Origin of the sequence: Ruegeria sp. HKCCA0370, from assembly GCF_013033705.1 — a bacterium.
Lineage (GTDB): Bacteria > Pseudomonadota > Alphaproteobacteria > Rhodobacterales > Rhodobacteraceae > Ruegeria.
This window is the reverse complement of record NZ_WQEP01000003.1, coordinates 209,237-221,061: the sequence shown is the minus strand read 5'-3', so window position 1 is coordinate 221,061 and position 11,825 is coordinate 209,237. Positions and strand designations below refer to the sequence as shown.

Genomic DNA, 11,825 nt, shown 5'->3' with positions numbered 1-11,825 from the left:
CAAAGCCGCCGGGATCAGGAGGGCTCGCTTTCGTCGATCGGAACGTCCCATTCGCCGGATTGGATCGCGGCCTGTTTGGCCTCCATCGCAGGGATGGCGTCGGCAGGCACTTCGTCGGCGACATAGATCAGCTCATTGCCGCCATGAGCCATGAAGGAATATTCGGTATAATTGCGCCCGGTGGGTTTGCCGGCCTGAACATCCGCCACGATGGCTTCGATGGTTGGCCCATAGTTCCATATCGCGTTGGCAAAGACCGTGCCGGGATAGCGCGGCGTATAATCTATCAGTGAACCGATGGCCTTCACGCCGCGCGCCTGAGCGGCATCTGCGGTGCCAATGCGTTCACCAAACAGGATGTCCGCGCCCGCGTCGATCTGGGCAATCGCGGCTTCCTGCGCGCGAGCCGGATCAAACCATGCTCCGATGAAACCGTTAAGGAAAGTGGCGTCAGGGTTCACTTCACTAACGCCCATCCGGAAAGCATTGATCAGCAGGTTCACCTCGGGGATCGGATAACCGCCGACCGAACCAAAAACGTTGCTTTCCGACATTTGGCCGGCAAGCATTCCGGCCAGATAGGCCGCCTCGTGGTTGCGGGTGCCGAAGACACCGAAATTGTCGCCCTCCGGTCCGCCGGAGGACCCCATCAAAAACGCGGTATCGGGGTAATCACCAGCCACTTCGCGTGCTTCGCGTTCCACCGCGTAGGACTCGCCCCAAATGATTTGAGCGCCGCCTTCGGCATATTCGCGCATCGCACGGGGATAGTCGGTCGGAGCCACACCCTCTGAAAACTCATATTCGATCAGACCAGCCTCGGCGGCTTCCTGCATCGCCACGTGGATCCGGCTGTTCCATGCATTTTCGACCGGAGACATATGCACGCCAGCGACGCGGATCGCAGATTGTGCATTGGCGCGGCGGATATAAGCCGGCAGGGCCAGCGTGGCCGCGGCGCCGACCATCAGTTGACGACGTGTAGTGGTGAGTTTCATCGGAGTATCCTCTTCTGTTGGTGGCAATTATTTTTGTTCTTGGTCTTCCTGAATATTGGGCCTGGGCGCGTAATCCGCGGGATCCAGGGTCGAGGGGCGGCCGGGCAGGGAAAGCGCGGCCAGTCTTGGTTCGGTGCGCGCCAGCACCTTGCCGTTTTTGATGACGGCAAGACGTGTGGCTTTCATGCGAACAGCTTCAATCTGGTCACGCGCTTGCAGCACAACCATGTTGGCTGGGCCACCTTTGCGAATTGTCGGGTCAGGCAGACCCATGGTCTTGGCACCGTTCTGGGTAACGGATGTGAAAGCCCATTCCATCGCTTCGCGGGATGTCATCGGCACTGCATGCACGCCCATATGGGCCACTTCCAGCATGTCGGCGGACCCAAGAGAATACCATGGATCCATGGTGCAATCCTGCCCGAAGGAAACGTTCACACCTGCTGCACGCAATTCTGGTACGCGTGTCAGGCCACGGCGGCGCGGATAAGTGTCCGAGCGGCCTTGCAGCGTGATATTGATAAGCGGGTTCGGTACGACGTTCATGCCGCTTTCCGCGATCAGCGGAACAAGCTTCGAGGCATAGTAATTATCGTATGAATGCATCGCGGTGACGTGGCTTGCAGTCACACGACCCCCGAGCCCAAGGCGCGTGGTCTCATAGGCGAGGGTTTCCACATGGCGCGACATCGGATCGTCGCTTTCATCACAGTGCAGGTCCAGCATCAGGTCGCGATCTGCGGCAATCTCGGCCAGCCTCGTGACCGATCGGGCGCCTTCCGACATCGTGCGTTCAAAATGCGGGATGCCGCCCACCACATCGACCCCCATATCGAGCGCCCGGATCAGATTTTTCTCTGCATTTTCCGCGCGGTACAGTCCATCTTGCGGGAATGCCACCAATTGCAGGTCAATATAGGGGGCAACCTGCTTGCGCACTTCCAGCAAAGCTTCGACACCCACCAACGGAGTTGACGAAACATCCACATGCGAACGGATGGCCAGCAATCCCTGCGACACTGCCAGATCGCAATATCGCATGGCCCGCTCGATCACCGCTTCGGGCGTCAGAAGGGGCTTCAGTTCTCCCCAAAGCGCGATGCCCTCCAAAAGCGTGCCCGAAACATTCATACGTGGCGACCCGAGGCTCAGCGTGGCGTCCATATGGAAGTGCGGGTCGACGAACGGAGGTGAAACCAGGCGGCCCGTTGCATCGATTTCTTCGCGCGCCTCACCCATGATGTCAGCGGCAATTTCCGCAACACGGTCGCCCTTGATCGCAATATCCAACGGTTCGCGGCCATCCGGCAAGCTGGCCTTTCTGATGATGATGTCAAACATTCATCCGTCCCCTAATTTGACCACATGGTAAAAGTATTCAAAAAAATTGCTATTTATTTTTACGGTGTTCTGGAATTGGTGCCTGTTTCAGCCTCTCAGCTGCTCATTATCAAAGCCCGACTGATTAAATTTTGGCCGTCTACTGCCCGGGATTTGGGGCACTGGCGGCCCGAGCCAAAAGAGTGCCCAGTTCATCCGCAAGATTGCTTGCTGACGCAAACAAAAGCTCTGGCCCGCCGGCGCACAGCGATATTCGATGACCGGTGCGGCGAACAGGGGCGCCAGCCCACTGAAATAAGCTCAACCAGAGCGTTGTGTGGTGAAGACATTGACAATCCGCCATCTGCACGCGCCGTGTTTCATCTCGACCGGAATTGGTGATACCTCCTTGCACGTCATGACCAATGTCGCACCAACGATCCTCTCCACGGTTTCGAGCCAGTTTATCGATGACTGGCTGACGGCATTGCGCACGCTATGCCCCGAGGCGCAGATGGCATCGCTTCTCGCCCGGTCGGGTTTGGTCGCGGATACGCGTCTCCCTCATGGCCGCGTCACGCTGGATCAAATCGTATGTCTCTATCAACTTGCCGCAGTTGAGACCGGTGATGAGATGATGGGGCTTTGGAGCCGCCCGATCCGGCCGAGAGCCCTGCAACATCTTTTGACGACAGTCCGGGAAGCCACGTCTCTTTCATCGGCACTTTACCGCTTTTCGACCTTCTGGAACTTGTTGCTGGATGACTACCAGTTTGATCTGGATGACGCCGATAACATGTTGGTGCTTACGCTGAAGCCACGGGGCGCGGCTCAAGTTCAGCGGTTCGGGCAGATGCTGATACTCAAACTTGCCCACGGGCTCATGTCTTGGCTGGCGGGGCACGAAGTTCCGGTCAAGGCTGTCGATTTCGTGTTTGAGCGCCCCGACTTTGATCAGGATTACGCGGTCATCTTTCCGGCACCGCTGCGGTTCGGCCAAGGTGCCACCGCGATTTCGTTCGATCCGAATGCGCTGGGTCCAGTGCAGGCGCGCAGCACAAATGACCTTGACAGGTTTTTGCACAACGCGCCCCGAGACTGGATCTTCACCAGTTCGCGAGAGCACACCCAATCGCTGCGGGTGCGCACCTATCTGGTCCAATCAGGATGGGACGCGGCAACCCTGACCCAGACGGCATCCGCGATGCACATGACCCCCCGCACCCTGATCCGCAGGCTGCATGCGGATGGTACATCGTTTCAGGCCATCAAGGATGCCCTGCGGCGCGACATCGCTATCCGTGATCTTCAGGCGGGGCGCAAAAGCGTTGAAGCCATCGCACATGAAGTCGGATTTTCGTCGGCGGCCAATTTCCACCGGGCCTTTCAGCGCTGGACCGGAAGCACGCCGAACTCATACCGCAGGGTGCAAATGTAGGGTGCCCGATTTGTCACTTTTGGACAATGATCTGTCATTGCACGAGATGGTCCCCAGCGGGCAGGCTCGCTATATCTTTCTGTAGAAAAACGTTCTTATCGGAAGTTTTGTCCTCAAAAACTCATCTTCCCGCTCATCCATGGCTTCCCGGTTGTGGCGCCATCTGAGAATGACCGTCGTGAAAGGATCCACCAATGTCAGACAAACTCGACACCATACTCCAAGCCGCACGCGACCACGCCGAGCAGGTGATCCTGCCCAATGTGGATGCCTGGAACGCCGCGAAGAAGTGGCCGCGCGATGCTTCGGACAAGGCCGGGGCCGCTGGTCTGACGGGGCTCTACGCCCCCGAAGAGTTTGGCGGGCAGGCCTTGCCGCTGGCAGAAGGCATACAGGTTTATGAACAACTGGGACGGGGCGATGGCGCATATGCCTTTGCGCTGTCGATGCACAACATCTGTACCTTCGCGGGCTGCGGCTATGGCGCGGATGCCTTCAAGGAAAAGTGGGCGCGGGACCTGACATCTGGTCGCAAGCTGGCGAACTTTGCACTGACCGAACCACAATCCGGATCGGACGCAACAAACATGTGTTCGCGCGCCGTGGTCAATGACGACGGCACATGGACGATCAGCGGCGCGAAGGCATGGGTCAGCCTGGCGACCGAGGCGGATATCTATTTCACCGTGGTCAAGACCAGCGACGCACCCGGCCACAAGGACATGGCGATGATCGCCATTCCCGCCGACGCACCGGGCCTCAGTTTTGGGCGGCTTTATGATACCCCGTCCTACAACTTCCTGCCCTTGGCCGAAATGTACATGGACAAGGTCGTGGTCGATGAAACCAACATCATCCTGCCCATTGGTCAGGGTTTACAGGGCGCGCTCATGGCCATCGACATTGCCCGTATTTCGATTGCCTCAGGATGTTGTGGATTGATGCAATCCGCGCTGGATACGGCGTTGTCCTATTCCAAGAACCGCAAGATGTTTGGCGGCAGGAACCTTGATCTGGACGGGATTCAGTGGATGCTGGGCGAGGTTGCAACCGACCTTGAAGCCTCGAAACTTCTCTACCGAAAGGCGGCAGAATCCCTTGGCACGCCCGAAGGCCCCTTGATGGCGGCCCATGCGAAAAGGTTCGTGCCCGATGCCGCCGTGAAAGCCGCGAACACCTGTACGCAGGTCCTGGGTGGTGCGGGGCTGTTGCAACCCTACGGCCTGGATCGCTTGTCCCGCCTCGCGCAAATGTTGCGGATCGTGGACGGGACGACGGAAATCAGCCGTGTGGTCATCGGGCGAGCCTTGCAAAAGCGTGCGGCAACTCTGCCTGATCTGCCGGTACCGAAAGGTTTTGGCGAGACCGACTGAATGTCCCGCACCGGTTCGATCGGCGCCAATCTGAGATTCTGCGCAGACATCAGCAAGATCAAAAGGCCGGCCGCATTATTGCGGCCGGTTGCCTGAATGGTTGACCGTGGTGCTAACTCGCCATGAACAAGGTCGCGCAAAGCGTATGAAGCTTTGCTTTCTGACGGCACTGACATGTGGGACGGTGACCAGCGAAGGGCAGGGGCACGGGGGTCGAGAACATCAATAATCCCGACCACTCAATCGAGCCCGAAACAAGCCAATCGCGATTGCGGAACATTGCAATCTGACGAACCCGGGATCTGCCAAAGCAGATATGCTCCATTGGGCATTGCAGTACCCCAGTCAATTGGGTCCACCGATATGTTTGGAAAACGAAGGGCTTGAAGGTGCCCACAATCTCTGAAGACGTGTGAACTCACGTTGAAGCGCAATTTCTGATTTGTCCTTTTACGTCAGTCGGTTCTGAATTTCCATCAGGTTGCTTTCGAAGACTTCGGCTGGCGTCCTGTATCCAAGGCATTTGCGCGGTGTGGAATTGAGGCGGTGGCAAATCGACCTCAAATATCGATTTGTCAGCGCCGTCGGTTCGGTTGATCTTGGAAGGTAACGCCGAAGCCTGTTGTTGGTGTTTTCGACCGTACCTTTCTGCCAGGGGGCCTGCGGATCGCAGAACCAACTGTCAGCTCCCATACCATCCTTCAATCTTTGCCAGGCCGAGAACTCGGTGCCGCGGTCGAAGGTAATCGACCGGCGGGCATCGGCGGGCAGGGGAGCAAGCCCCTCGATCAATGCTTCCATGATCGGCTTCGATTGACGATCTTCATTGCGCACGACGACAGCATAGCGGCTGACGCGCTCGACGAGCGAAGTCACGTTGATCTTTCCATACTCCTTGCGGAACATCATCAGATCGCACTCCCAATGGCCGAACTCAGTCCGCTGGGCGATACGTTCCGGCCTGCGTGACAAGCTCTGGCTGTCGAAGATCTGCGTGCGGTGGTGTCGCCGGTATCCGCGCGGGCGGCGGCGTTTGCGATGCTCAGGCAGGTGCCGATAGAACTGCTCGTCACGACCATCCTTGGAATAGGCAAAACGGTAGATCGTCTCGTGGCTCACGCGGATCGGATGGCGCTCCAGGCGCATCCGACCCGCGATCTGTTCAGGAGACCAGCCGGCCTTGAGCCGATCCTCGATGGCGTCCTTGAGTTCAGGGTGTACAACCATCTTCCGATGGATGGCACGGCGGCGATCATACATGTTTTGAGCCGCTATCGCGTGATACCCATTCAGCTCCGGCATTTCCGTGTCCGTGAAGAAATTACGCTTCAACTCGCGATAGATGGTCGACGGTGCGCGACCCAGCCGATCCGCAACCTCTGGCACCGGCATTCTGGCGTCTCGCCACTTGGCAATCTTACGACGTTCTTCCAAACTCAGGTGAGGGTAACAGCTTTCCATTCTTCATACTCCATGCAACTCTCTGTATTCGTACAGAATTTGCACTTCGTTTGTGAATCCACCACGGGCGCATTCACAGTACGTATAATGATGATTATGGTAAATTCATTTGGTGCGGGTGGAGGGACTTGAACCCCCACGCCTTGCGGCGCCAGAACCTAAATCTGGTGCGTCTACCAATTTCGCCACACCCGCAACCAAGCGCGTTAGCGCTGGAATGAAGCGGTCAATAACAAAGCTTGCATCGGAGTGCGAGAGGGAAAATTCGAGGAATACAAAGTTTGTGACTTGCCGGGCTGCCTGGTTGAAAACTGCAACCTGTATTCGGCCTGGTTGATACCGCAAGCAACGCAACGGTCGCGAAACCGGAGGCGTCTGAAACCCTACCTGCAATCGGTTTGAGAGTACCTATATGAAGCTGCTTTACGGCTTTTGGTTCACATGTTGACGCCTGGTACAATCAAGTCGTCAAAAAACGCGCTAACGTTGAATAGACGCCAGCACTTCAGGTCGGAACTTGTGGCGCCAGACTTGGTGGAGAATCAAGGCACAACGGGCCAGAGTTGATGCAGTCTGACCCGCAAAACTGCCTCAGACTGTGCTGCTGGAACTGCCTGGGCATTTGGTTCCATCCTCCAGATCCGGTGTTTTCAGAAAAGCAGCGAAACATAAATAATTGTTTTTATTCAGAAGTATGAAGCCAAAAGGTTTTCGACCCTCAAATCATTCGAATGCACCGGAAAAGACGTCACCTCTGCCCCAATTGACTGCGCCGACTATGCATGCATACAAGCTTGCCGGACGTTTCTCGGTCTGATCTGCCGCATCGAAATACTCGCATCGGTTGAGGCATTCTTATGAGAGATCGACCACATTGCCGCCACAATTCAACCGCTAAAAAATCTTATTCGCGCCAAAATAACACCGCCTTGAAGGTACTTGTTGTTTATCAGGAGTTAATGAGTCTTTTTGCCACTTTGGCGCCGGTACGAGTTTTTTTGCTCAACTCCAATACAAGGCTTTCTGCTGTGACCGATTTGAATCCCTCCGCTGCCGCCGAGCAAGAAGCTGTCTTCTTCGCTCGTGAGAGTTTCCTTGGTGAGCTCAAGACTCTGAATCGCGACCACCCGACCACAGGCTTTGGCATTTCCCTTCGAACGCATTCGGGTGAACATTATCTGCTTGCGAACGCCCGCATGCCGTTACCCGCCGCAAAATCCGAAGGTTTCCCGACCGGGCGCCGCGTTGCATGCCTCGAGAACGGCGACCGCTTCAGCTCGATCGAAGTTCTGGCCGATTCCAAATCGTACGAGACCATTTCACCTCGGGCCGAGGCCGAAATACTGGGCAATGCATTGGACCTGATCGCGCGGATCGACACTCTGACAAGCGTTCCGGCAGGGCGTGTTGCGCATGCGCCCCAAATTGCTGCAACGGGAACCGGAGGTTAAGTATGGCGCGCAACGATCACCTTTTGTCTGTAGGCAACGAAGCACTGGCACCGATGACGGCGACCATGGCTTCACTGACGGCTCAGATTGATCAACTGACTGAGGTGGCTGATGCGCGCTCCTCGGCACGGCTGGCGACCCTCAAGACCCGGATGGAAAATTTTACCGCCAGCGTTACGATGGTGGGCCAGGTCAAGGCCGGAAAATCCTCGATCGTCAATATTCTTGCCGGGCGCCCTGGCCTGCTTCCGTCAGACGTCAACCCGTGGACGTCGGTGGTTACGACCCTGAACATCAACACGCGCCCGCCCGGTGATACAAAGGCCAAGTTCACGTTTTTCGAGCAGGAAGAATGGGACAACCTGATGGTCGGCGGCGGTCGTCTCGGTGAATTGGCCAATCGCGCCGGCGCAGATGACGAGATGGAAGACATCCGCCGCCAGATCGCCGAGATGAAGGCCAAGTCAGAGGAACGTCTTGGCAAACATTTCGACCTGATCCTGGGCCAAAGTCATCAGTATGATCATTTCGATGAGGAACTGATTCAGCGCTATGTCTGCCTGGGCGATGAAGATGATCCCGATATTGATCCAAAAACGGGCCGGTTTGCTGATGTTACCAAATCAGCCGAGCTGTATATGGACATTCCGCAATACCCCATCGCGCTGAAAGTGTGCGACACACCCGGTGTGAACGATACGTTCATGGTGCGTGAACAAATCACTCTGCGCAGCCTGCGCGGATCCGAAGTCTGCGTTGTGGTGTTGGCGGCAAGCCAAGCCCTGACGACCATGGACATGGCTCTGATGCGCATTATCGCGCAGTTCGAGAACCGGCAGATCATCCTGTTCGTCAACCGGATCGACGAGCTGTCCGATCCCGTGAACCAGGTTCCAGAGATCCGTGACCGCATTCAGGACACGCTGAAACAAAACAATATCGACACGAATACCAGCGTCGTGTTTGGCAGCGCATTATGGGCCGAAGCGGCGTTGACCGGGAACCCGGATATTCTGACAGAAGAGTCGCGCCAGGCTTTGAACACGTTCTACCTGGCCGCCGGCTTCGGTGATCAGGCGGCCTCGCTCGACAAAATCTGGGCGCTGTCCGGTCTGCCCGATCTGCTGCTGGCCATGAATGAGCGCATTGCAGAAGGTGCCGGAGCGCGCCTGATGGACCGCGTCCGCCATCGGGCGCGTAACATTGCCAGTCAGATCCGCGCGACCGCGGTTGCCAAGAATCTGTCCGATTGCGAAGGCGTTGCACGGGATCTCGACGGCGTATCGCCCGAAGAGGCGATAAACACGGTTTCAGCCGAATACGAAAAGAAAGCCGCCGAGTTGACAAATGCGCTGCGCGACAAAGTGTTGGAGCGTCTGAAGTCAGCCGAGGACAATTTCGTCAAACGCGCAACGGACTCTCTGATCGCGCATCTTGAAAAAAATGGCGAACAAGGCACGTGGCAATACGATCCCGCGGGTTTGCGGACGTTGCAAAAGGCTGCCTATTTCAGTTTCGCCCGCGCCATGCGAAAGGATGCAGGGGCGTTGTACGCAACCGCTGCTGCGGACGTCGAAGCGCTTTATCATAAGATACTCGGCAACCATCTGGGCGAATTCAGCATCGAAGCGCCCATTGTTCCCCGTGTTCCGCCGCCTCTCGGCATCGGCCGGACGATCGCACTGGACTTGCAAAGCACCTGGTGGCGACGTTGGTGGCAACGCCGAAAGGGGTTTGAGGCATATGCGGCGGATTACACGCGGTTGATCGCGTCCGAGGCAAACTCGATCACCAAGGATATCGAGGAAAACCAGATCGCGGCGGTTCTGGAAAACGTCCGTGCGATCCTGACGGATTTCCTGCGCGAGCAGAAGGAAACACTGCTGAGCATCTCGTCTTCTGCCGACAAGAACCCGGGTCAGACTGCGGCGGCGATGGCGGGCTTGCAGCCACAGAAATCCAAGGACGAGATTCTGGGTGACATACTGAAAGATCTAAGCAACGAAGCGGCATAAGTAGAAAAATGGCAAAAGATACACAAACACGCTTTGTTTCTCCGAAGGCATGGGAACGCATCGAGCAGTGGTCCCGTCGCAAACCGGTTTTCGCCCTGATGGGCGAGTTCAGCGCCGGTAAATCCACGTTGATGAACTTTTTGCTGCGAACGCAGACCTTGCCGACGCAGGTGACGGCAACCCAGTTGCCACCGGTCTGGTTTAGCTGGGGCAGTCAAGCGCCCTATATCAAACGCCATGACGGAAGTACTGAACTGATCGAACTGGATCAGCTTGAAACCGTTGGCGTCAATGACGCACAGTTCATCCGCATCTTCCTTGAGGCCGATATTCTGGAAGCTGTCGACCTGATCGACACACCCGGCATTTCGGACCCCAAGATCTCGACGGATGTGTGGCAACGCGCGGTGGGTCAGGCAAACGGCGTTTTGTGGTGTACCCACGCGACACAAGCCTGGCGCGAAACCGAACGCGCGACATGGGTTTCCCTACCCGAGAGGTTGCAACACAACTCTTTGCTTTTGGTGACGCGGGCAGATGCCCTGAGCCTCAAAGACCGTCAAAAAGTACTGCGCCGCGTTAACCGCGAAGCTGGTCACCTGTTCAATCGGTCCATTTTGTTTTCGGCCCGCGACGCGATCACGGCCCGGGACAAGACAGGCGATGCCGAGATGTGGTCGCGCAGCGGCGGAGGCAAGATGATCGACAGTTTCCTGGAGATCACAGAACAGATTATGGACAACCGTGCCGATCAGCTGGCTCGATACCAGATCGACAAAAGCCAGGCCGACGCACCCAAAGTCAAACCATTGCGCCCTGCCCGTTCATCAAGCGAGCCGACAGCCAAAGACGAAGCCACACCCTTGAGGTTGGTGAACCCCTTGGAGGCCGCCGGGCAATCGAACGCTGAAGGCGCTACAGTTGTAACCAGCTTTCCGGTACGGCCTGCCCGGGTCGAGCGGCGCTCGGATGAGGCCGAGCGGGTTCGGATCGATGCGGAAGAGGCTGAACGGCTGCGCGCAGAGATGACGGCAGAGCCGGTTCCGCTGCCCGTTGAACCCGACACAAGCGATGATCTGCGTTCCTTTTTCAAGGACACCTCGAATGACCCGCTGGAATTGACGAATGTCGCGGGCCTTGAGGATGACGAAGACGAATTCGAACTGTCCGTTGACGCCGATCTGGAGGATGCATTGGATGACGACACGGGCGCTCTGGATGATGCTGAAATCAGCCCCGCGCCTCTTGCGGCTGTTGACAATTCCGATGATGTGCTTGCCTCGCTGAACACTTCGATGCAAGAGACCCCGATCGTGCCGGATGGCGAAGAAGAGGAATCCGAGCAGGCCGATTTGGCTGAAGATCGCGGCATAGAAGTTTCTGTATCCTCGATTACGGCATTGATGGCCGCGCAAACCGGCAACACTGCGGATGAGTATGAGCCGGAACCCGAAACCAGCGGTTTGATCGAAGCGGCCACCACCGAACAGGTTGACGCAGTTGAAAGAAGCGTTGCCACGCTGAGTGGCCTGCCCGAAGTTGCGGTCGGATCGCCTCTCAGCGCGTCGGATATGTGGCAGGAGGTTTCGAGAAATGAAGACCTGCCGCAAGATGCAGAAGGGCTGAAGAATGTATTCAAGGCCTTTCTGGCCGAGTTTGATCAGATCGCCATTGAACACAACGAAAGGCAAACCAAAGAGGCACTTCGATCCATTCCGAAAGCCAAAGAAAATAGCGGCGCTGAATGGCATGTGTTGTAAGGGTGTCCG

Annotated in this window: 9 protein-coding genes and 1 tRNA gene; 6 read left to right on the top strand and 4 right to left on the bottom strand. The window is 56.8% G+C overall.

Going from position 1 to position 11,825, the window contains the following annotated elements:
* Positions 1–14: 14 nt before the first annotated feature.
* Complete coding sequence (locus GOW31_RS09665) at positions 15–998, bottom strand: BMP family protein (RefSeq protein ID WP_171169630.1); 984 nt, start codon at positions 996–998, stop codon at positions 15–17.
* 27 nt (positions 999–1,025) lie between these two features.
* Positions 1,026–2,339, bottom strand: a complete 1,314-nt coding sequence (locus tag GOW31_RS09660) for an amidohydrolase family protein (RefSeq protein WP_171169628.1) — start codon at positions 2,337–2,339, stop codon at positions 1,026–1,028.
* 24 nt (positions 2,340–2,363) lie between these two features.
* On the opposite strand from GOW31_RS09660, the gene GOW31_RS09655 reads away from it, so the two are divergent.
* The 3 genes from GOW31_RS09655 to GOW31_RS09645 all read left to right on the top strand — a co-directional run bounded on the left by GOW31_RS09655 (position 2,364) and on the right by GOW31_RS09645 (position 5,129).
* Positions 2,364–2,720, top strand: a complete 357-nt coding sequence (locus tag GOW31_RS09655; protein WP_171169626.1) for a hypothetical protein — start codon at positions 2,364–2,366, stop codon at positions 2,718–2,720.
* 16 nt (positions 2,721–2,736) lie between these two features.
* Positions 2,737–3,756 (top strand): AraC family transcriptional regulator, encoded by a 1,020-nt coding sequence (locus tag GOW31_RS09650; protein ID WP_171169624.1) that lies wholly within the window; start codon positions 2,737–2,739, stop codon positions 3,754–3,756.
* Between the two features lie 194 nt (positions 3,757–3,950).
* Positions 3,951–5,129 (top strand): acyl-CoA dehydrogenase family protein, encoded by a 1,179-nt coding sequence (locus GOW31_RS09645; protein ID WP_171169622.1) that lies wholly within the window; start codon positions 3,951–3,953, stop codon positions 5,127–5,129.
* A 450-nt stretch (positions 5,130–5,579) separates the two neighbouring features.
* On the opposite strand, the gene GOW31_RS09640 is transcribed toward GOW31_RS09645, so the two are convergent.
* Together GOW31_RS09640 and GOW31_RS09635 are read right to left on the bottom strand one after the other, a co-directional pair.
* On the bottom strand, positions 5,580–6,590 hold the full coding sequence (locus GOW31_RS09640; RefSeq protein WP_171169620.1) for an IS30 family transposase: 1,011 nt from the start codon (positions 6,588–6,590) through the stop codon (positions 5,580–5,582).
* 110 nt (positions 6,591–6,700) lie between these two features.
* A tRNA-Leu gene (locus tag GOW31_RS09635) sits at positions 6,701–6,785 on the bottom strand.
* Between the two features lie 662 nt (positions 6,786–7,447).
* On the opposite strand from GOW31_RS09635, the gene GOW31_RS09630 reads away from it, so the two are divergent.
* From GOW31_RS09630 to GOW31_RS09620, 3 genes are read left to right on the top strand one after another with little or no spacing between them, the layout of a single operon-like run.
* Positions 7,448–8,041, top strand: a complete 594-nt coding sequence (locus GOW31_RS09630; RefSeq protein ID WP_253284262.1) for a hypothetical protein — start codon at positions 7,448–7,450, stop codon at positions 8,039–8,041.
* A gap of 2 nt (positions 8,042–8,043) precedes the next feature.
* The gene (locus tag GOW31_RS09625; protein WP_171169617.1) at positions 8,044–10,056 is read left to right on the top strand and encodes a dynamin family protein; all 2,013 of its coding nucleotides are present in this window, start codon (positions 8,044–8,046) and stop codon (positions 10,054–10,056) included.
* Between the two features lie 8 nt (positions 10,057–10,064).
* Entirely contained in the window at positions 10,065–11,816 is a 1,752-nt protein-coding gene (locus tag GOW31_RS09620) for a dynamin family protein (RefSeq protein WP_171169614.1), read from the top strand.
* The last annotated feature ends 9 nt before the right edge of the window (positions 11,817–11,825 follow it).